Annotated in this window: 23 protein-coding genes and 2 pseudogenes; 16 read left to right on the forward strand and 9 right to left on the reverse strand. The window is 67.3% G+C overall.

The genetic code is table 11. The features are described from left to right. The coding region (locus TSO5_RS15320; RefSeq protein ID WP_146203739.1) for a transposase domain-containing protein at positions 1-134 on the forward strand (134 nt) is incomplete at its 5' end. Positions 135-477: 343 nt separating this feature from the next. Here TSO5_RS15320 and TSO5_RS15325 read toward each other — a convergent pair. The 5 genes and pseudogenes from TSO5_RS15325 to TSO5_RS15340 all read right to left on the reverse strand — a co-directional run bounded on the left by TSO5_RS15325 (position 478) and on the right by TSO5_RS15340 (position 2830). After that, positions 478-618, reverse strand: coding sequence for a transposase (locus tag TSO5_RS15325; protein ID WP_247870781.1), 141 nt, complete (start codon positions 616-618; stop codon positions 478-480). Positions 619-703: 85 nt separating this feature from the next. Next, positions 704-1192 carry an IS5 family transposase gene (locus TSO5_RS33330; RefSeq protein WP_247870783.1) on the reverse strand — a complete coding sequence of 163 codons (489 nt, stop codon included), beginning with the start codon at positions 1190-1192 and terminating at the stop codon, positions 704-706. After that, positions 1108-1458, reverse strand: a complete 351-nt coding sequence (locus TSO5_RS33335; RefSeq protein WP_247870782.1) for an IS5 family transposase — start codon at positions 1456-1458, stop codon at positions 1108-1110. The genes TSO5_RS33330 and TSO5_RS33335 overlap by 85 nt, the downstream gene beginning before the upstream one ends. A gap of 96 nt (positions 1459-1554) precedes the next feature. Continuing rightward, a pseudogene (locus TSO5_RS15335) lies at positions 1555-1809 on the reverse strand (transposase); the annotation flags it as partial. Positions 1810-1927: 118 nt separating this feature from the next. Further along, positions 1928-2830: a LysR substrate-binding domain-containing protein gene (locus tag TSO5_RS15340; protein WP_109152389.1), complete on the reverse strand. Its 903-nt coding sequence runs from the start codon at positions 2828-2830 to the stop codon at positions 1928-1930. A 237-nt stretch (positions 2831-3067) separates the two neighbouring features. Here TSO5_RS15340 and TSO5_RS15345 point away from each other — a divergent pair, with 237 nt between their 5' ends. From TSO5_RS15345 to TSO5_RS32720, 3 genes are all read left to right on the forward strand, one after another. Then, positions 3068-3487, forward strand: a complete 420-nt coding sequence (locus tag TSO5_RS15345; protein WP_109152373.1) for a hypothetical protein — start codon at positions 3068-3070, stop codon at positions 3485-3487. After that, positions 3466-4218, forward strand: a complete 753-nt coding sequence (locus tag TSO5_RS15350; RefSeq protein ID WP_109152374.1) for an SDR family oxidoreductase — start codon at positions 3466-3468, stop codon at positions 4216-4218. The genes TSO5_RS15345 and TSO5_RS15350 overlap by 22 nt, the downstream gene beginning before the upstream one ends. 272 nt (positions 4219-4490) lie before the next feature. Next, the gene (locus tag TSO5_RS32720) at positions 4491-4778 is read left to right on the forward strand and encodes a hypothetical protein (RefSeq protein WP_158282420.1); all 288 of its coding nucleotides are present in this window, start codon (positions 4491-4493) and stop codon (positions 4776-4778) included. 143 nt (positions 4779-4921) lie between these two features. Here TSO5_RS32720 and TSO5_RS15365 read toward each other — a convergent pair whose 3' ends face one another. Then, positions 4922-5356: a DUF983 domain-containing protein gene (locus tag TSO5_RS15365; protein ID WP_109152377.1), complete on the reverse strand. Its 435-nt coding sequence runs from the start codon at positions 5354-5356 to the stop codon at positions 4922-4924. A gap of 378 nt (positions 5357-5734) precedes the next feature. Here TSO5_RS15365 and TSO5_RS15370 point away from each other — a divergent pair, with 378 nt between their 5' ends. The 4 genes from TSO5_RS15370 (at position 5735) to TSO5_RS15385 (ending at position 10295) form a co-directional block, all read left to right on the forward strand. After that, a complete protein-coding gene (locus tag TSO5_RS15370; protein WP_282183516.1) occupies positions 5735-6085 on the forward strand; it encodes a transposase in 351 nt (116 codons plus the stop codon). Positions 6086-6349: 264 nt separating this feature from the next. Then, on the forward strand, positions 6350-7390 hold the full coding sequence (locus TSO5_RS15375; RefSeq protein WP_199230910.1) for a putative 2-aminoethylphosphonate ABC transporter substrate-binding protein: 1041 nt from the start codon (positions 6350-6352) through the stop codon (positions 7388-7390). An 86-nt stretch (positions 7391-7476) separates the two neighbouring features. Then, the gene (locus tag TSO5_RS15380) at positions 7477-8562 is read left to right on the forward strand and encodes a putative 2-aminoethylphosphonate ABC transporter ATP-binding protein (RefSeq protein WP_109152379.1); all 1086 of its coding nucleotides are present in this window, start codon (positions 7477-7479) and stop codon (positions 8560-8562) included. After that, the gene (locus TSO5_RS15385; RefSeq protein ID WP_109152380.1) at positions 8559-10295 is read left to right on the forward strand and encodes a putative 2-aminoethylphosphonate ABC transporter permease subunit; all 1737 of its coding nucleotides are present in this window, start codon (positions 8559-8561) and stop codon (positions 10293-10295) included. The genes TSO5_RS15380 and TSO5_RS15385 overlap by 4 nt, the downstream gene beginning before the upstream one ends. Here the strand turns inward: TSO5_RS15385 and TSO5_RS15390 are convergent. Continuing rightward, a complete protein-coding gene (locus TSO5_RS15390) occupies positions 10213-11181 on the reverse strand; it encodes a LysR substrate-binding domain-containing protein (protein WP_109152381.1) in 969 nt (322 codons plus the stop codon). The genes TSO5_RS15385 and TSO5_RS15390 overlap by 83 nt on opposite strands. A gap of 102 nt (positions 11182-11283) precedes the next feature. Between TSO5_RS15390 and TSO5_RS15395 the strand changes: the two genes are divergently transcribed. Genes TSO5_RS15395 through TSO5_RS15410 form a run of 4 tightly spaced genes read left to right on the forward strand, consistent with a single transcriptional unit; the run spans position 11284 to position 15907 of the window. Then, entirely contained in the window at positions 11284-12402 is a 1119-nt protein-coding gene (locus TSO5_RS15395; protein ID WP_109152382.1) for a 2-aminoethylphosphonate--pyruvate transaminase, read from the forward strand. A 29-nt stretch (positions 12403-12431) separates the two neighbouring features. Next, positions 12432-13262, forward strand: a complete 831-nt coding sequence (gene phnX / locus TSO5_RS15400; protein ID WP_109152383.1) for a phosphonoacetaldehyde hydrolase — start codon at positions 12432-12434, stop codon at positions 13260-13262. After that, positions 13259-14500 (forward strand): FAD-binding oxidoreductase, encoded by a 1242-nt coding sequence (locus TSO5_RS15405; protein WP_109152384.1) that lies wholly within the window; start codon positions 13259-13261, stop codon positions 14498-14500. Before phnX ends, TSO5_RS15405 begins: the two co-directional genes overlap by 4 nt. A gap of 27 nt (positions 14501-14527) precedes the next feature. After that, positions 14528-15907 carry an aspartate aminotransferase family protein gene (locus TSO5_RS15410; protein WP_109152385.1) on the forward strand — a complete coding sequence of 460 codons (1380 nt, stop codon included), beginning with the start codon at positions 14528-14530 and terminating at the stop codon, positions 15905-15907. Here the strand turns inward: TSO5_RS15410 and TSO5_RS32725 are convergent. Further along, complete coding sequence (locus tag TSO5_RS32725) at positions 15897-16037, reverse strand: hypothetical protein (RefSeq protein ID WP_158282421.1); 141 nt, start codon at positions 16035-16037, stop codon at positions 15897-15899. The two genes, TSO5_RS15410 and TSO5_RS32725, sit on opposite strands and share 11 nt — an antisense overlap. 279 nt (positions 16038-16316) lie before the next feature. Here TSO5_RS32725 and TSO5_RS32950 point away from each other — a divergent pair, with 279 nt between their 5' ends. From TSO5_RS32950 to TSO5_RS15430, 4 genes are all read left to right on the forward strand, one after another. Continuing rightward, on the forward strand, positions 16317-16616 hold the full coding sequence (locus TSO5_RS32950; protein WP_199230911.1) for a TetR/AcrR family transcriptional regulator: 300 nt from the start codon (positions 16317-16319) through the stop codon (positions 16614-16616). Positions 16617-16716: 100 nt separating this feature from the next. Further along, a complete protein-coding gene (locus TSO5_RS15420; RefSeq protein ID WP_109152386.1) occupies positions 16717-17748 on the forward strand; it encodes a 3-hydroxyacyl-CoA dehydrogenase NAD-binding domain-containing protein in 1032 nt (343 codons plus the stop codon). 40 nt (positions 17749-17788) lie between these two features. Beyond that, entirely contained in the window at positions 17789-18721 is a 933-nt protein-coding gene (locus TSO5_RS15425) for a 3-keto-5-aminohexanoate cleavage protein (RefSeq protein WP_109152387.1), read from the forward strand. Between the two features lie 38 nt (positions 18722-18759). After that, positions 18760-19965 carry an ABC transporter substrate-binding protein gene (locus TSO5_RS15430; protein ID WP_109152388.1) on the forward strand — a complete coding sequence of 402 codons (1206 nt, stop codon included), beginning with the start codon at positions 18760-18762 and terminating at the stop codon, positions 19963-19965. Positions 19966-20064: 99 nt separating this feature from the next. Here the strand turns inward: TSO5_RS15430 and TSO5_RS15435 are convergent. Beyond that, positions 20065-20213, reverse strand: a pseudogene (locus TSO5_RS15435) (IS5/IS1182 family transposase); the annotation flags it as partial.

Here is a 20213-nt window from a genome sequence, read left to right on the forward strand (position 1 = left end):
AGACCTGCAAGCTCAACGGTGTCGAGCCGTTCGCCTACCTGCGCGACGTCCTGGAGCGCATGGTGAACGGCTACCCCGCCAGCCGCCTCGCCGATCTCCTCCCCTGGAACTGGAAGCCCGCTGTCAACGCCTGATCCGGTGCGATCACGCCTCGCTTACGCCTGAAGCGCCGGCACCGCCAGCCGCCGTGTGGATCAACCCGCCGGCCGAGCCGAAGGCGAGCTGATGCTCAGTCCTGTCATCCCGGTGTTCGGCTGGAGATCGGCGATCCCGCCGTCCCGGCCTGCCATCCAACACGCCGGCGCGCGAGGGGGAGGGCAAGGCTCTTCTCGAGGGACCCGCCCCACAGGGCGGGATGGAAGGTCCTTGTGCGACCTGAGCCCGCCGGCATCCTGCAAGCGGACGGACGCGGCAACCAGTTTGCTGGCGCCTCCGATCACCCAAGTTTCCCGAGATTGAACTCAAATCTCGGCTGTCTCATTCGCGTTGACACGTTCCGACCCGGGCGATCGCCCGGCGCTCGACCTTCCAGGTGCGGGCGGCATAACGAAACCTGCCGAAGCGCCGGACCCTGTTCGCCTCGCCGGCGAGCCAGCCCATCGCGGCGTCCTCGGCCAAGTCGGTGACCCCCCCGAGCAGACCCGTGTTGCCGCCCAAGCCAAAAACGTAGCCGACGCGGTTTCGTTCGCACTAGGGCGTGTCGTCAGTTGAGCCAGATGACCGCCGAGACGAGGTAAACGGCGGCCAGAAAGGTGCTGGCAAGCTTGTCGTAGCGGGTGGCGATGGCCCGGAAGCCTTTCAGCTTGTTGAAGAATCGCTCGACGAGATTGCGTTCGCGGTACAAGGCGAAGTCGGTGTCGCGGGCGATCCGCCGATTCGCCTTGGAGGGGATGACGGGGACGATGCCGCGCTCGGCCAAGGCGGTGATCACGGCGTCACCGTCGTAGGCCTTGTCGGCGATGACGGCCCGGGGAGCGACCTGTGCGAGCAACGGCAGGGCTTGGCTGAAGTCGGAAACCTGACCGGCGGTCAGGGCGATCGCCACCGGGTTGCCCAAGGCGTCCACGACGGCATGGATTTTCGTCGTCAGCCCGCCGCGGGAGCTGCCTATGGCTTGCTCGGCCCCCCTTTTTTGCGGGCCCCGGTGCTGTGCTGGTGGGCGCGGACGACGGTCGCGTCGAGCATCATGTATTCGTTGTCACTGCCCTCGGCCAGGGCCTTGAAAACGCGTTCGAACACGCCGCTTTCGCACCAGCGGCGGTAACGGCGGTGGGTGTTCTTCCAGTCGCCGAAACGGGCGGGGAGATCGCGCCACGGAATGCCCGCCCGGTAACGGTACAACACCGCGTCGACGAACAGGCGGTTATCCTTCGCCGTGCCGCCGACATGCCCGGTGCGCCCCGGCAGAAAATCTTGGATCCGCTCCCACTGGTCATCGCGCAAAGCATAGCGTCGCATCGGTCGGCCCTCCCGTCAGCCGACCCTCTATGAATCACGCATTCCGCCCGCTGGGAATCCCTTAACTGACGACACGCCCTAACCCATGGCCCGATGGCGGCCGTAGTGGCTGTCGCCGCACACCAGGATAACGACGCGCGGCCATCGGGCACGGATGGCCCGCACGACGTGGCGCAGCACCAGCGCCACCTCGGAGCCGTCCGGCGTCTTGCCGGGGCGCAGGATGACGGCGACCGGCTTGCCGGTGGTCGCCTCGTAGATGTGCATCGGCAGGAAGCAGCGCCCGTCGTAGTGGGCGTGGAACAGCGAGACCTGCTGGGCACCGTGGACGCGGTCCTCGATGTCATCAATGGAACTCCGTTGATCCGTTCTGAGACTGCCTCAGCGCCAGAATCTTATACGAGTTCAGCGTCTTAACCTCGTGCCCGCCGCCCGCAGGGTCACGTTCACGCCTGAATAGTTTCGCGGGCTAAGCGATCAGCAATTTTGTTCTCGACGCGATGAGCTGGTCGATGCTCTTCAGGAAGACCTGCAGGATGGGCGAGGGATTGTCCGCTCGATAGCCTGCGGCGATCTCGATCACAGGCGCGTTGCCGGTGAGCGGCCGGCTGACCAGAGAGCGCGGCAGCAAGGGTTCCACATAGGCAGGCAGCAGCGTGACTCCACCGGTGGACGCCACCAGCGAGATCCCGGTGGCGATGCCGTCCAGCGCGTGGACCGGCGATACGACCACGCCACGCTCCCGCAGATAGCGGTCCACGATGTCGCGTAGCACATGTGGGGTGTCGGTGTAGCCGATGAAGGAGTCCGGATCGATGTCGCGCACGTCGATGGCGGAGCAGGCGGCCAGGGGATGGTCCCGCGGTAGGATGACCAGGATCGGCTCATGCGCGATGACCTTGTAGGAGACGTCCGGCTGCGGTTCGAGCCGGCAGAAGCCGAGATCGATCTCGCCTCGCTGGATGGCCTCGCCGATGTCGGGCGAGAAGTCGCTCGAGATCCGGAAGTCGATGTCCTTCAACTGCCCCCGCAGCACGTGAGTGACGTGCGACAGCCATTCGACCTCCTGGCCGGTCAGGAAGCCTACCGAGAAGCTGGATTTGGGCGGCCTGACGACCCGCCGCGCCGCGGCGACCGCGTCGGCCGCCGCCTGCAAGGTCACGCGCGCATGATCCAGGAAGACGCGTCCGGCCGGCGTTAGCTCGACGCCGCGGGAGCTTCGCACCAGGAGCTGGGCGCCGACCTCCTGCTCCAGGTCGCGCAGCTGGCGGCTCAGTGACGGCTGCGCCGTGTGCAGACGCCGTTCAGCGGCGACCGTGAGGCTCCCCTCCTCGGCCACGGCGACGAAGTAGCGGAGGTGACGGAGTTCCATCCTGTGCGACGCCTGCCAGTTCCATCCCGCCAGGTCCATGCCTGAAAGGTATGGACGATACATAAATGAAGTCGTTCCCAAGGGGCAAGTGGCAGGATATCAAGGGGGTGCAAACACGCGATCGCTGCCGCCCAGGCATGGCGGACAGGTGATGGCCCGCCTCCTGCCGGCGGCATTCCGTGTCCATCTTCCGCAATTGACGTCCGCGCAACCGATGTCCGGTCCTGGAACTCCACGATGTTCGAAGATCCCTTCGCCTCGCTGTCGTTCATCGCCGGCCCGGCCATCCTGACCAATGCTTGCGCCATCCTGCAGAACGGAGCCACCACTCGCTTCAATCTGGCGATCGCCCAATGGCGCGACTTCCGTGCTTCGGTCGGCGCCGGAGACGACCGCATCGCTTTGCAATATGCCGACCCCGAGGCGGCGGTCGTGCTCGCCGGCCGGCAGGTCCGGCTGCAGCTCCGCGGGATGGCGCTGCTCAACAGCGCGGTGGCCCTGCTCAGCGCCACCGCGACCTTCTTACTCGAGAGTGCCTGCGGCTGGGCGCTGATCCGCCTGCACCGGGGCGGAGACGGCTCCGCAGCGGCCCTGCCCCTACCCACTCACACACATCCGGCAACGGGAGACGTGCAATGTCCACCATTTCAATCGTGACCGGCGGCAGCCGCGGCCTCGGCCGCAACACCGCCCTCGGCATCGCCCGGCGCGGCGGCGACGTGATCCTCACCTACCGCAGCAAGGCCGCGGAGGCCGACGCCGTCCTGGCGGAAATCCGGGCGCTCGGACGGCGGGCGGCGGCGTTGCAGCTCGACACCGCCGATATCTCCGGCTTCCCCAACTTCGCTGGACGCGTCCGTTCCACCCTGGAAGGCTGGGGCCGCGACCGCTTCGACCATCTGATCAACAACGCCGGCCACGGGGAGATGGCCGCCTTCGCCGAAACCAGCGAGGCGCAGTTCGACATGCTCTTCAACGTCCATGTGAAGGGCGTCTTCTTCCTGACTCAGGCCCTGCTGCCGCTGCTGGCGGACGGCGGCCGGATCGTGAATTTCTCCTCCGGCCTGACCCGGGTGTCCTATCCCGGCTTCTCGGCCTATTCGGCGGCCAAGGGCGCCGTCGAGATCCTGACGCTCTATCTGGCCAAGGAACTCGGCGCCCGCGGCATCACCGCCAACGCGGTGGCACCCGGCGCCATCGAGACCGACTTTCTCGGCGGGGCGGTGCGCGACACCCCGGCCTACAACGAGGCTTTCGCGACGATGACCGCGCTGGGCCGTGTCGGGGTGCCTGACGACATCGGCCCGGCGGTGGCGAGCCTGCTCGGTCCCGACAACCGCTGGGTCACCGCCCAGCGCATCGAGGTCTCCGGCGGCCAGAACATCTGAGCCCCGTCCCCAAGCCAAGCAAGACGGAAAGCCGTGATGACACGCATCCTGATGGTCCTGTCTGCGGCGGACAAATGGACCCGAAGCGACGGCTCGATCTATGAGAGCGGCGTCTGGGCCGAGGAGTTCGTCGTCGTCGACGAAACCCTGATCCAGGCCGGCTTTCAGGTCGACATCGCGACGCCGGGCGCGAAGCGGCCGATCATTACCGCGGCTATCTCGCCCGCAGCGCGGCGCGGCTGGAGCAGCCGCAGGTCCTGGCGGAAATCGACGTGGACACCTATGACGCGGTGGTCATGCCCGGCGGCCACGGGCCGGTCGAGGATCTCTACAAGGACCCGCACATGGGCCGCATCCTGGTCCGGGCCGACCGCGCGTCGAAGCTGATCGCCTCCGGTGTCACCCATAGCGTCAGGTCGAGCCTCGCCGAAGCCCAGTCCATCCATAGCAACAAGGCTTCGATATCCGAGGTCTCGACCGTGAGCTCAAGTGTGTGTTCGGCGGACACTTACGGTCTGCTGGTTTCATTATTCTTCTTCGCTCGCTCCTTCTTCGCTTGATCGTGATGCCACTTGATGGCGAAGAACATGCCCGTGCCTAACACGATAATCTTGAATGGAAAGAAGACCAAAGGAAACCAATCATACATTTTGAACATCTCCAAGTTATGACCCTAGCTGTCGTCAGAGGAGCCTGACGGCAGTCAGGTCGAGCGCGAGTCTTTTTCTGCGGGCGGGGCCGCAAGCGGCTGGGTTGGCGCGGCCGTACCGAAACGGGCTTCCTCGGCCTTGTAGAAGTACCGGCGGGCCACCAGCCAACCCTTCAACGGCCGCAAGAGCGGAATACAGGTCAGCAACAGGAACGGCAGGGTCGTGACGGGGTGCACCCAGTAAGGGAGCTTAAACTTTGCCTCGATCCAAAGCGCCAGGATGACCGTGGGAATGCAGACGAGGCAGATGACGAAGAAGGCGGGGCCGTCAGCAGGATCGGCGCAGGAGTGGTCCAGACCACAGACCTCGCAGTGGGAGCGCAGCTTTGGAAAGCCGCTGAACAGATGACCCTGGCTGCAGCGTGGGCAGTGACCACGCAGACCGGTGCCGAGAGGGGGAAGAGGCGGCCACTCCTGTTCGGATGACATCGCGTGTTCCTTCGGGAGGCAATGGCAAGCAAGGCCTGCATGCAATGCGCGATCGTATGCTCCGATGATGCCTGCAATGTCAACCCAAATGCATGCAATGTGCCGACGGAATTCATACAATCACGGACGATGTGGCAGGTGCTTCGGCCAGAAGGTCGGCCACTTGCCGCAATGCCTCGCGCAGACCCTGGCGGTCCTTCGGAGCGCCGAGCGCGACACGGACAGCCTCCGGCGGCGTTGACACGGCAAAGGCATCGTCTGCAGTCACGGCTGTAGCCGCCCTTTATTCATCAAGGCTACATGGCTTGTGGATCGGCTTCGCCGTGTTGCATGGATGCGGTGGGTGTCATAGGTCACGCTCCGATCTGGCTGTCCGCTATGCCGCACAAGGCCAATGCCGCTCGTCGCCATCACATTCCGCGAACGAAGCGCACCGTGACGAATTGGTCCGAGTATGACGCTGCCCTGTGTCAGCACGGCAGCCCGACGGTCTGGTTTTCGGAAGAGGCGCTCGAGGGGTGGAAGGCGGCGGCGCGCCGAATGCCGGGTGGACAGGCAAGCTATTCGGACCTCGCTATCACCACCGCGCTCATGTTGCGCGCCGTGTTCCGGCTGGCGCTGCGCCAGACCGAGGGGCTGATGGGATCCGTCCTGCACCTGCTCGGACTTCGTCTGGTCCCCGCGCCGGAGGAGATCATCCGCCGCAAGACCGTCCGCATTACCCCATGAGAAACGCCACGGGGAGGACACGATGAAGACTGGTTCCGTTGCAAAGCTTGACGGTGGTCGCGGAGGTCCGGCCGCCTTTGCAACGCGATCGCCGGTGAGGCGAGGACATTCCCACCTGGGAGTCACCAAAGCTTAACGGGAGTGAACGGGCGCTTGGGCGTAGAGAGGCTTCCTGTAACGGGGCGGCGGGCAACTGCCGCTCCCGCGGCAAACACGCCACTCCAGGACGTCTCTAAACTCCGCCCATTCGACCACGGGAGCTCCATGATGATCCGCCGCACCACTCTGCTTGGGACTTGTGCGCTTGCGCTGCTGGCCGCCGTCGCGTCCGCCGCTGAAGCCGGGGCAGCCACCCGCCTGTCCGTCTACACCGCTCTGGAGAATGAACAGCTCGCCCCTTACAAGAAGGCGTTCGAGGCTGACAACCCCGGCATCGAGATCGAATGGGTGCGCGATTCCACCGGCGTCGTCACCGCCAAGCTGCTGGCCGAGAAGGACAATCCCAAGGCCGACGTGGTGTGGGGCCTCGCCGCCTCCAGCCTGATGATCCTGGATGCCCAGGGCATGCTGATGCCCTACCAGCCCAAGGGGGCCGAGGCGCTCAAGCCGAGCTTCCGCGACGCCAAGACCCCGCCGGCCTGGGTCGGGATGGATGCCTGGATGGCGGCGATCTGCTTCAACACGGTCGAGGCCGAGAAGAAGAAGCTGCCGAAGCCGACCTCCTGGGCCGACCTGCTGAAGCCGGAATACAAGGGCCAGATCGTCATGCCGAACCCGGCCTCGTCCGGCACCGGCTTCCTGGCTGTGTCCGGCTGGCTGCAGACCATGGGGGCGGACAAGGGCTGGTCCTACATGGACAAGCTGAACGACAACGTCGCGCTCTACACCCATTCGGGCTCCAAGCCCTGCAAGATGGCGGCGGCCGGCGAATATCCCATCGGCATCTCGATCGAATACACCGGCGCCCAGCAGAAGACCAAAGGTGCGCCGATCGACGTGATCCTGGCCTCCGAAGGCGTGGGCTGGGAGATGGAGGCGACGGCCATCGTCAAGGGCACCCAAAAGGCCGAGGCCGCCAAGGCGCTCGCCGACTGGGCGGCGAGCCGCAAGGCGAACGAGGAATATGTGAACTTCTATCAGGTCACCGCCCATCCCGGCGTGACCAAGGAGACGCCGAATTATCCGAAGAACGCGGAGCCGGCGATGATCAAGACCAACGACTTCGCCTGGGCCGCCGCCAACCGCGACCGCATCCTGGCGGATTGGGAAAAGCGCTACGGCGCCAAATCCGAACCGAAGAGCTGAGGCCAGGGAAAAACCTGGTCGAGCCGACGGGCGGGTGCCGTGGGCGCCCGCCCGTTCTTTCCGTTTTCCGCCGGGACAGTCCGCCAATGACCGCCGAGCCCCATCTCCGCCTGGACTCCATCGTCAAAAATTTCGGGACCTTCATCGCGTTGAAGGGCGTATCGCTCGACATCCGGCGCGGCGAGTTCATCTGCTTCCTCGGGCCGTCCGGCTGTGGCAAGACCACGCTTTTGCGGGTGATCGCCGGGCTCGACCCGCAGAGCGGCGGAGCGGTGTGGCTGGGCGACCGCGACGTGTCGCGCCTGCCGCCGTCGGCGCGCGATTACGGCATCGTCTTCCAATCCTATGCGCTGTTCCCGAACCTGACCGTGCACAGGAACGTCGCCTATGGCCTGAAGCTCGGCCGGGCCGCCGAACGGGCGCGGGTGGAGGGGTTGCTGGCGCTGGTCGGCCTGCCCGACGCCGGACCGAAATATCCAGCGCAGCTTTCCGGCGGCCAGCAGCAGCGGGTGGCGCTGGCCCGCGCGCTGGCGCCTTCCCCCGGCCTGCTTCTGCTGGACGAGCCGTTGTCGGCCTTGGACGCGCGGGTGCGGCTGCATCTGCGGCGCCAGATCCGCGAGCTGCACCGCCGGCTGGGCATCACCACGATCATGGTCACCCACGACCAGGAGGAGGCGCTGACCATGGCCGACCGCATCGTGGTGATGAACAACGGCGTGATCGAACAGGTCGGCGCGCCCGACGAGGTCTATCGCCGGCCAGCCAGCCCCTTCGTCGCCGATTTCGTCGGAGCGATGAACTTCCTGCCGGGCGTGCTGGAGGCGCCGGGACGGGTGCGGCTGGGTGACCATGGTTTCGAGTGCGGCTTCGAGTGCGATGGCGACGATCTGGCGTCTACAGCCCCCGGTGCCGCCGTGACCGTCTGCCTGCGGCCGGAGGACGTGCAGGTGCGCGCGGCCGGCGGCGCCAACACACTGGAGGCGGTGATCGAAAGCCTGGAATTCCTCGGCCCCTTCCACCGTGCCCGGCTGGCCGCCGACGGGTTGGGCGAGGCCCGCGTCACCGCCGACCTGTCGGCCAATCTGGTGCGCGACCTCTCGCTGGAGTCTGGCCGCCGGCTGGCGGTGACCCTGCCGCGCGAGCGGCTGCGCGTGTTCGAGGCCGTGCGATGAGCCTCGTCAAAGCTGAGACGGCAAAGCCGGCCTTCTTCACCGTTCGCCAATTCGGCCGCCAATCCGGCCGGCCGGTGGAGCCGGGCGAACGTTGGCTTTTCGGGATGGGAATGGGCGGAATCGCGCTGTTCCTGGCGCTGTTCGTCCTGCTGCCGCTGTGTGCGGTGTTCCTGCGCAGCGTCTATGATCGCGACGGCGCTTTCGTCGGACTCGCCAACTTCGCCGCCTTCCTGGAGGCGCCTACGCTGGTGCGGTCGGTGGTCAACACCCTGACGCTGTCGCTGCTGACCACGGCCATCACGGTGGCGCTGGCCTTCCTCTACGCCTTCTGCCTCACCCGCACCCATATGGCGGGCAAGGGGCTGTTCCGGCTGTTGGCGCAGATCCCACTGCTGGCGCCATCGCTGCTGCCGGCCATCGCGCTCGTCTATCTGTTCGGGAACAAGGGCATCCTGCGCGGCCTGCTGATGGGCGAGAGCATCTATGGCCCCATCGGCATCGTGATGGGCGAGGTCTTCTACACCTTCCCGCATGCGGTGATGATCCTGACCGTGGCGCTGTCGACCTCCGACGCCCGGCTCTATGAGGCGGCTGAGGCGCTGGGCGCCGGCGCCTGGAAGCGCTTCGCCACCATAACCCTACCCGGCGTGCGCTATGGCCTGATCTCCGCCATCTTCGTGGTGTTCACGCTGGTGGTCACTGATTTCGGCGTGCCCAAGGTGATCGGCGGCTCCACCAACATGCTGGCGACCGACGTCTACAAGCAGGTGGTGGGCCTGCAGAATTTCGGCATGGGGGCGGTGGTCGGCATCGTCCTGCTTCTGCCGGCGGTGCTGGCCTTTATCGCCGACTGGTTCGGCCAGCGCCGGCAGATGGCTCTGCTGTCCGCCCGCTCGGTGCCGTTCCAGCCGCGGGTGAGCCCGGTCGGCGACCGGCTGGCCTTGCTGTTCTGCACGCTGATCGGCGGCCTGCTGCTGGGCCTGCTCGGTGTGGCGGGCTTCGCCTCCATCGTCACCTTCTGGCCCTATAACCTGACGCCGACGCTGGCGAACTACGACTTCGCCCAGTTCGACGCGGCAGGCTGGAGCAGCTACGCCAACAGCCTGATCCTGGCCTTCTGGACCGCGCTGGTCGGGACCGCCATCGTTTTCACCGGCGCCTGGCTGGTGGAGCGGGCACCGGGACGCGCGGCGATGAAGGGGACGGTCCGGCTGATGGCGATCCTGCCGCTGGCGGTGCCTGGCATGGTCCTGGGGCTGGCCTACATCTTCTTCTTCAACGCGCCGTGGAACCCGCTGGGCTGGCTCTATCACGGCATGGCGATCCTGGTGCTGGCGACGGTGGCGCATTTCTACACCGTCAGCCACCTGACCGCCGTCACCGCCCTGAAGCAGCTGGATGCCGAATTCGAAGCGGTGTCGGCCAGTCTGAAGGTGCCGGTGTGGTCAACCTTCCTGCGGGTCACGGTGCCTTTGTGCCTGCCGGCCATCCTCGACATCGCCATCTACTTCTTCGTCAATGCGATGACCACGGTGTCTGCGGTGGTCTTCCTCTATTCCCCGGAAACCAAGCCGGCCTCGGTCGCCGTGCTGAACATGGACGACGCCGGCGAGGTGGCGGGGGCCGCCGCCATGGCGATGATGATCGTGCTCACCTCCGCCGCGGTGCGGGCGCTGCATGCCCTGCTGTCGCGGGCGTTGCAGGCACGGACCCAGGCATGGCGGCGCCGCTGAGCCCGCCGGCCTCGGCCGCCACCTCCCGCGCCAGATCAAGAAACGCCCGCACCACCGCCAGCCGGCGGCGTTCGCGCAGGCAGACCACATATTCGTCCATCTCGACCTCGGCACCGGCGATCGGCAGCAGGACCAGCCGGCCGTCGCCGGTGAATTCGGCGGCGGAGGTGAAGCCGATGCCAAGCCCCGCCGCCACCGCCTCCACCACCGCCTCGCGGCTTTGAATCTCGATGACGGCGGCGGGCGTGACCTCCGCCGCCGCCAGCGCCCGCTCGATCAGCCGGCGGGTCATCGATCCCGGTTCCCGCAGCACCAGCCGCTCCGTCGCCAAGTCGGTCAGCGCCACCGCCCGGCGCCGCGCCAGCGGATGCGCCTTCGGCACCAGCGCCCGCACCGGATCGCGCCGCAGGGGCAGCACATAAAGCCGCGAATCCCCCGGCACGTCGGCCAACACCGCAACGTCGATGCGCGTTTCCATCAACCCTTCCAGCATGCTGCGGGAATTGCCGACCGCCAGCGTCACCGTCGGCCCCGGATGGGCACGGGTGAAGCGGGCGATCAGCGGCACCGCATGGAACGGCCCGTCCGCTCCCACCGCCAGCGTGCCGCCATCCAGATGCCGCACCCCGGCCAGCAGTTCCATCGCCTCCTGCTCCGCCGCGAACAGGCGGCGAGTGACGGCGAACAGCGCCGTGCCGACCTCGGTCAGCGCCACCTGACGGTTGCTGCGGTCGAACAGGGTGACGCCGTAGGTCTCCTCCAGCGCCTTCACCTCCTGCGAACAGGTCGGCTGCGTCACGTTCAGCAGGCGTGCCGCCTTGGTGAATCCCCCCTCCGTCGCCACCGCGTGGAAGGCGCGAAGCTGGGCGAAGTTCATTGATTTCATCTATGGACCCATAGGTCGAATGGATTGGCTTTATAATAGGCGAACCGGCGTCATGGGGCCATTCCGACAGTTCGGGTTCCCTTCTCCTTTGGGATTTTCCCTATGCCTGACCCTGTGCCCTATCTGCTAACCCCCGGCCCTCTAACCACCTCCGTCACCGTCAAGCAGGCGATGCTGCGCGACTGGGGCTCGCGTGACAGCCGCTTCATCGGCCTCAACGCCGCCATCCGCGATCGGCTGGTGCGTCTGGCCGGCGGCAGCGCCGACAGCCATGTCGCGGTGCCCGTTCAGGGTTCCGGCACCTTCGCGGTCGAGGCGATGATCGGCACGCTGGTGCCGGGCGCCGGCCGGCTGCTGGTGCTGGTCAACGGCGCCTATGGCACCCGCATGATCCGCATCGCCCAGGTGGCCGGCCGACCCGTCACTGCGTTGGAGACGGCGGAGGACCTGCCGGTGTCGCCCGCCGCGCTGGCCGAGACGCTGGATGCCGATCCGGCGATCACCCATGTCGCCGTCGTCCACTGCGAGACCACCTCCGGCATCCTCAACCCGATCGAGGCGGTGGCGGAAGTCACCCGGTCCCGCGGGCGCGCCCTGCTGATCGACGCCATGAGCGCTTTCGGCGCGCTTCCCCTGGACATGGCGGCGCTGGGCGCCGTCGCGGTCGCCGCATCCTCCAACAAATGCCTGGAGGGGGTGCCGGGCATGGGCTTCGTCATCGCCCGCCGCGACGCGCTGGAGGCGGCCAAGGGCAATGCCCATTCCCTGTCGCTCGACCTGCACGACCAGTGGCGCGGCTTCGAGGCGAACGCGCAGTGGCGCTTCACCCCGCCCACCCATGTGGTCGCCGCCTTCGCCCAGGCGCTGGACGAGCATGAGGCCGAAGGTGGCATCGAGGGGCGTGGCGCCCGCTACCGCGCCAACGCCGCCATCCTGATCGAGGGCATGCGGGCACTGGGATTTGAAACCCTTCTGCCGGACCACCTCCAGGCCCCGATCATCGTCACCTTCCGCATGCCGGCCGATCCGGCCTTCGTCTTCGCCGACTTCTACGACCGGCTGCGCGAGTGTGGCTTCGTCATCTATCCCGGCAAGCTGACGGTGGCCGACAGCTTCCGCATCGGCTGCATCGGCCGGCTGGGGGCGGAAGAGATGACCGCCGCCCTCGCCGCCATCCGCACCACCCTGTCGGAGATGGGCGTCGCCTCCGGCACCCCCTGACCGCTCCTTCCGTTCGAAAGCCAAATCCGATGAGCTTCGTCTATTCGCGCCGCTACACCGGGCCGCTCCAGGCCGTCATCCTCGACTGGGCCGGAACCACGGTGGACCATGGCTGCCTCGCCCCGGCCGGCGCCTTCATGGAAGCGTTCCGCCGTTCCGGCGTCACCATCACGCTGGAGCAGGCCCGTGCCCCCATGGGGATGGCCAAATGGCATCACATCCAGGCGATCACCCGCATGGCGCCGGTGACCGACGCCTGGACCGCCGTCCATGGCGCCGCCCCGACCGACGCCGATGTCGACCGCCTCTACGAAACCTTCCTGCCCCTGCAGGTGGAGGTGGTGGAGCGGCATTCCGATGTGATTCCCGGTGCGGCGGAGACGGTCGCCGCCATGCGGGCGCGCGGGCTGAAGATCGGCTCGACCACCGGCTACCCCCGCCCGGTGATGGAGGTGGTGCAACGCGTCGCCGCATCGCAGGGCTATGAACCCGACATCACCGTTTGCGCCGGGGAGACCCCGGCCGGCCGGCCCGGTCCGGCGATGGCTTTGCGCTGCGTGGTCGAACTGTCGGTCTCGCCGGTGGAAGCCTGCGTGAAGATCGGCGACACCATCGTCGATGTCGAAGAGGGGCTGAACGCCGGCATGTGGACCATCGCGGTGGCCGATACCGGCAACGAGGTCGGCCTGCCGCTTGCCGACTGGCAGGCCCTGGCGCCCGAACGGCGCGATGCGCTGCATGCCACCGCATCCGATCGGCTGGCTCGGGCCGGCGCCCATTACGTTGTCCGATCGCTGGCCGAGGCGCTGCCACTGCTCGACGCCATCGAAGCTCGGCTGGCACGCGGCGAGAAGCCGTGACGGCCGGTCCAGTCCTCGACCGCTCGGAAATCGTGGTGGTCGGCGCCGGCGTCCTGGGGTTGGCCGTCGCCTGGGCGCTGGGGCAAGCGCTCGGTCCTGCCGCCCGGTCGGTTCTGGTGGTCGATCGTCATCCGCCGGCCACCCAGGCGACGGCGCGGGCCGCCGCCCTGCTGACTCGCGCCCGCGGCGATGCGGCGACGGCCGCACTGGTGCGCGACACCTACGCCGCCATCACGAGCCTGGAAGAGGAACTGGACGAGGATCTCGGACTGCGGCGGGTCGGCACCCTGCATGTCGCCGCCAGCCCTGCGCGTGTCGAGGCCCTGCGCACCCTCGTCACCGACAGCACGGATCCGGTCGACTGGCTGGACGGCGACGGCGCCGCCCGCCTCGCGCCCTGCCTGTCGGCGGAGGCCGTCGAACGCGCCGCCTTCATGCCGCTGGACGGCTTCATCGATCCGGTCCGGCTGGCCGATGCCTACCGCCGGTCGGCCCGCCGCGCCGGCGTCCGGATCATGACCGGTCCGTCGGTGCAGGCGATCCGGGTGGAGGGTGGACGGGTCGCGGGCATCGACACCGACCATGGCGTCATCTCGGCCCCGATGGTGGTCAATGCCGCCGGCGCCTGGGCGGCCGGGCTGGCCTGGACCGCCGGAGTGGGGCTGCCGCAAGCGCCGGTGCGCAGCCAGTATTGGATCACCGGACAGCACCCCGACCTGTTCCCCCGCAACCTGCCGGTGCTGGTCATGCCCGATGCCGGCGCCTATGCCCGGCCGGAACTGGGCGCTCTGCTGTTCGGGCTGCGCGGACGGCGGTCGTTGGCCTTCGATCCGGCCCGGCTTCCAGACGACACGGCCGGACTGGACCTTGCCGATGCCGACGGCGGCTGGCAGACGCTGGAGGAGGGCTGGCAGGCGCTGGCGCGACTCTGTCCGCCACTGCTGCAAGCCGGCATTGCCCACTATGTTTCCGGCCTGTCCACCTACACCGCCGATGGCCGGTTCGTGCTGGGGCCGGTCCTGGAGATGCCGGGGCTCTTCATGGCCACCGGCTGTTGCGGCGCCGGCATCGCCGCATCAGGCGGCATCGGCCGGGCCGTGGCGGCATCCGTCCTGGCGACGCCGGGGTCGGTGGACCTTTCCCCCTTCGCGCCCGGCCGTCTCGGCGGGGTCGACCCCTGTTCACCGGCGCTGCACGACGCCTGCGCCGCCGCACGCTCCGGCAAGATCACCGGCTGAAAGGCCGGTTTACAGAAGGATGACGCGATGCAGGCCGACCGTTCCGAAGGCGACATCAACCTCGGGCCGCAGCGCGAACGCTGGATGGCGGATGCCCTCGGACCCCGCTCCCGCGCACTGGTGAAGCGGGATGCCGCCGCCTTCCTGAGACAGTCCCTGTCCACCCCCTGCCTGTCCGCGATCCGCAAGGCCGAGGGCATCTGGATCGAGGACATGGACGGCCGCCGCTTCATGGATTTCCATGGCAACAGCGTCCATCACATCGGTTACGCCCACCCCCGGCTGGTGACGGCGCTCAAGACGCAGATGGACGAGCTTAGCTTCGCTCCGCGCCGTTTCGCCTGTGAACCGGCGGCCGAGTTGGCGGAACGCCTGGCGGCAGTCACCCCGACCGGCCCCGGCAGCCGCGTGCTGTTCGCACCGGGCGGGTCTGAAGGGATCGAGATCGCGCTGAAACTGGCCCGCGTCGCCACCGGCCGCTTCAAGACCGTCTCCTTCTGGGATGCCTTCCACGGTGCCGGTCTCGGTGCGTCCGGCGTCGGGGGAGAGGCGCTGTTCCGCTCCCATGGGATCGGGCCTTTGCTGGCGGGAACCGAGCATGTGGCGCCGTTTGCCTGCGCCCGCTGTCCCTACGGCTTCGATCCGGCACCCGGCGGCGGTCCGGACCTTGACGTCTGCCGGATGACCTGTGCACGGATGCTGCGCTATGTGCTGGAAAAGGAGGGCGACGTCGCGGCCGTGGTGGCGGAACCGGTGCGTGCCGTGCCCTATGTGCCGCCGCCGGGATTCTGGGCGGAGGTGCGGCGGGCATGCGACGCGGCCGGCGCCCTCTTGATCTTCGACGAAATCCCGACCGGCCTCGGCAAGACCGGCAGCCTGTTCAGCCACGAGCCGTTCGGCGCGCAGCCGGACATACTGGTGCTGGGCAAGGCGTTGGGCGGCGCCATGCTGCCGCTGGCTGCGGTGATCGCCCGCCCCGGGTTGGACGTCGCCGCCGACCGGGCGCTCGGCCACTACACCCACGAGAAGAATCCGCTGCTCGCCCGCGCCGGCCTCACCACCCTGGACATCATCCGGGACGAGGGGCTGACAGAGCGCGCCGCAAACCTTGGTGCCTTCGCGCTGGATCGTCTGCGCGACCTGACCGCAGCGCTGCCCGGCATCGCCGATATCCGTGGGGCCGGGCTGCTGATCGGGGTGGAACTGGCCGACCATGACGGCCGCAGCGCTGCCGACCGGGCGGAGGCGACCTTCTACGCGGCGCTCGCGGCAGGTGTCAGCCTGAAGATCTCGCAGGCCAGCGTGCTGACGCTGTCCCCACCGCTGACCATTGCCAAGTCCGATCTGGAGCAGGCATTGGTGGTTGTCGCCCAGGCGATTTCCACAGGGGGGGTCTTCACTCCCTGACCACATAGGTGAAGTGGCGGATCACTCCCATCGCGACGGTCTCGCGATAGAGTCCCTGGATTTCATTGTCTAAGCCGGGGAAGCGGTTGGCGCTCTTCGCCGCCGCGTAGGATTTCAGGTTATCGGTCACGGGGCGCTGCGGGCCGGCGCTGCGCCGATGCTGTCGGTCCGGGCCAAGGCGATGGCGTCCATGCGTTCATCCTTCCTTATGCTTGCACCTCAAACATACTTGTTGGAATGCATGTTACTTGTGAGTAGGATGCGGTAAATTGATGCGCTTATCAACACTGCGCGTAGCCATCAATCAGCCATGGCTGCTGCGGCTGTCGGCGCGATGGACGAAAGCGGAGGGGAATGCAAAGGCTGGAGGATGACCGCGTGCCGGAACGTAGCGACGATGCGATGCAGGATGCTCCAATGCGGGAAACTTTGGACGGCGGCGCAGGCCCTCTACGAGATAGGCTTTCACAACACATCGCTGGACGACATCGCGCGGCGCCTGAATGTCACCAAGCCGACCATCTACTGTAACGTCAGGAACAAGGAGGAGATCCTCTTCGAGTGCGTGCGCATCGGGCTGGAGATGCTCGACGAGGTCTCCAACGGCCTGATGGGCCATGGCGGCATCGCCGAGGGCTGCATCGCCCCCCGCGATCCGAAGATCGCCGCCTTTACCGTGGCCGGCGCCTTGAGCTGGATCGCCCGCTGATATCGGCCGAACGGCGGCCTCAGTGCCCGCGACATCGCGGCCCAGTCCATCGACCTGCTGATGAACGGCCTGGGCAAAACAAGAATATCCGGGGAGGACCATGACACTCGATCCCAGGGCCAACGCTACGGCCAACCCAACCGGCACCCGATCGGACCTTCAGGGGCCGGTGGCCCCCGATCCTGACGCAGTTGGGCGCGTCGCCGTCATCGGCGCCGGCACCATCGGCGCCAGTTGGGCGGCGCTGTTCCTGTCCAGGGGGATGAGCGTCGCCATCAGCGACCCCAATCCCGCCGCGGAAGTGGTGGTGCGCGGCCTGATCGCCGAATCCTGGCCGGCGCTGGAACGGCTGGGCCTCGCCCCCGGCGCCGATCCGGAGAAGTGGAGCTTCCACACCGACCCGCGCGACGCGGCGCGCGGCGCCCGCTTCGTCCAGGAAAACGCGCCGGAGCGACACGACGTCAAGCGCGCGCTCTACGCCGCGCTGGAAGAGGTGTTGGACGACGATGCAATCGTGGCCTCCAGCACCTCCGGCCTGATCATGAGCGAGCTGCAGCAGGGATGCCGCGTGCCGGGACGCTTCGCCGTCGGCCATCCCTTCAATCCCCCACACCTGATCCCTCTGGTGGAGGTAGTCGGCGGCCGGGACACAACGGCCGGCACGGTCGAATGGCTGATCGCCTTCTACCGCGCAATCGGCAAACGCCCGATCCGCCTGAACCGGGAGGTGCCCGGCCATCTCGCCAACCGCCTCCAGGCGGCGCTCTGGCGCGAGGCGGTCCATGCGGTCGCCACCGGGCTGGCCAGCGTGGAGGATGTGGACACCGCCATCGCGGAAGGGCCGGGCCTGCGCTGGGCGATCATGGGGCCGAACATGATCTTCAACCTCGCCGGCGGTGCGGGCGGGATGTCGCATTTCCTCGACCATATCGGTCCTGCGATGGAGGACTGGTGGCGGGATCTCGGTACCCCGGCGCTGACCCCGGAGCTGCGCGGCCAGCTGAACGCCGGCATGCGGGAGGCGCTGCACGGCCGGTCGCAGGCCGATCTGGCGCAGGAGCGCGACCAGCTGCTCCTGGCGCTGATCGAGACGCTCCAGCAGGAACGCCGGGCCCTGCGCACCGGCCCCTGACCGCACTCGACATCACGGAAAACAAGGGAGGAGACACCCAATGAAGCGCGCCGACAAGGTCATCATCACCTGTGCCGTGACCGGCTCGATCCACACACCGACCATGTCGCCCCATCTGCCGGTCACGCCGGACGAGATCGCCCGCGACGCCGTGGCGGCGGCGGAGGCCGGTGCGGCGATGCTCCACCTGCACGCCCGCGATCCGGAAACCGGCAAGCCCTCCCCCTCGCCCGACCTATTCATGGAGTTCCTGCCGCGCATCAAGCAGCAGACCGCCGCCATCCTGAACATCACCACCGGCGGCGGGCTGGGCATGACGCTGGACGAGCGGCTGGCCGCAGCCAAGCGGGCGCAGCCGGAAGTGGCGTCGATGAACATGGGATCGATGAACTTCAACATCTCCGGCGCCGCGGCGAAGTTCGACAGCTTCAAGCACGACTGGGAGAAGCCCTATCTGGAGTCGACCACCGACTTCATCCTGTCCAACACCTTCGCCCAGATCGAGCGCGGCATGCGCGAGTTGGGCGATGTCGGCACCCGGTTCGAGTTCGAGTGCTACGACGTCGGCCATCTCTACAATCTTGCGCATTTCGCCGACCGCGGCATCGTCAAGCCGCCCTTCTTCACGCAATGCATCTTCGGCATCCTCGGCGGCATCGGCCCCGATCCGGAAAACCTGATGCACATGAAGGCCACGGCCGACCGGCTGTTCGGCAACGACTATTACCTGTCGGTGCTGGCCGCCGGACGCCACCAGATGTCCTTCGTCACGCTGAGCGCCATTCTCGGCGGCAACGTCCGGGTCGGGCTGGAGGACAGCCTCTATGCCGGACGCGGCAAGCTGGCGACCTCCAACGCCGAACAGGTCACCAAGATCCGCCGCATCCTGGAGGAATTGAGCCTGGAGATCGCCACGCCGGAGGAGGCGCGGGCGATGCTGCAGACCAAGGGCGGTGACAACGTCGCCTTCTGATCGTCCGAAAAAACAAACCAAACAGGGAGGAAACATCCATGAAACGCTGGTTTTTGGCTGCCGGTGTCTGTTCCGCCGCGCTGATCGCCGGGGCCGCTCACGCCCAGATCTCCGACGACAAGGTCAAGATCGCCGTCCTGAACGACATGACCGGCGTCTATGCCGACCCGACCGGCATGGGATCGGTCGAGGCGGTGCGCATGGCGGTGGAGGAGATGGGCGGCAAGGTCGCCGGCAAGCCGGTCGAGGTGATCTTCGCCGACCACCAGAACAAGCCGGACATCGGCGCGGCGCTGGTCAACAAGTGGATCGATACCGAACAGGTGGACGTGATCGTCGACGTCCCCACCTCCTCCGTCGCGCTGGCGGTGCAGGACATCACCAAGCGCAAGAACCGCGTCTTCCTGATCTCCGGCGGCGGTGCCGCACAGCTGACCGGGGAGGCCTGTTCGCCGACCACGGCGCACTGGACCTACGACACCTATGCGCTGGCCCAGGGCATGGGTAAGGCGGGTGTCAAGATCCTGGGCGACAGCTGGCACTTCCTGACCGTGGATTACGCCTTCGGCCATGCGCTGGAGCAGTCGCTGACCGAGGTGCTGAAGGCCAACGGCGCCAAGGTCACCGGCTCCGTCCGCCACCCGCTGAACACCGCCGACTTCTCCTCCTACCTGCTGCAGGCACAGGCGAGCGGGGCCAAGGTCATCGCACTCGCCAATGCCGGCGGCGACACCGCCAATTCGATCAAGCAGGCGCAGGAGTTCGGCCTACCGCAGGGTGGGCAGACGCTGGCGAGCCTGCTGATGTTCCCCACCGACGTGCATTCCCTCGGTCTGCAGGCGGCGCAGGGGCTGGTGCTGATGGATGGCTGGAACGCCGACCGCGACGACGATGCCCGCGCCTTCGCCAAGGCCTATATGGCGAAGACCGGCAAGATGCCCAGCATGATCCAGGCCGGCAGCTATTCCGCTGTGCGCCATTACCTGAAGGCCATCGAGGCCGCCGGCACCGACGAGGCCAAGGCGGTGATGGTGAAGATGCGCGAGACGCCGGTGAACGACGCTTTCGCCAAGGGCGGCACGCTGCGCGCCGACGGCCGCATGGTCCACGACATGTACCTGATGCAGGTGAAGACCCCGGCTGAATCCAAGGGACCGTGGGATTATTACAAGGTGCTGAGCACCATTCCGGGCAACGAGGCCTACCGACCCATCGACAAGGGCGGTTGCCCGCTGGTGAAGTAATCCGGCGGGCTCCCCGGCCGCATTGGAAAACTGGTGCGGCTGGGGACGTTGGTGCAGAACTCGTTGTGTTGACGGCCTCTGCCGTTTGGAAGCCGGTGCTCAGGTGGCCTTGCGGGAGACCGGCATGCCGAGGCTAGTCATTATGTTAAGGACCTTGCCGCCGACTCCGGCCTCGACCTTCTGCGCGGACAGAGTCCGAGCGCGGAGGCTGCGGCCGCTCAGCGGCTTGTACCTCAACATCGACACCT

Source organism: Azospirillum sp. TSO5, from assembly GCF_003116065.1.
Taxonomy (GTDB): domain Bacteria; phylum Pseudomonadota; class Alphaproteobacteria; order Azospirillales; family Azospirillaceae; genus Azospirillum.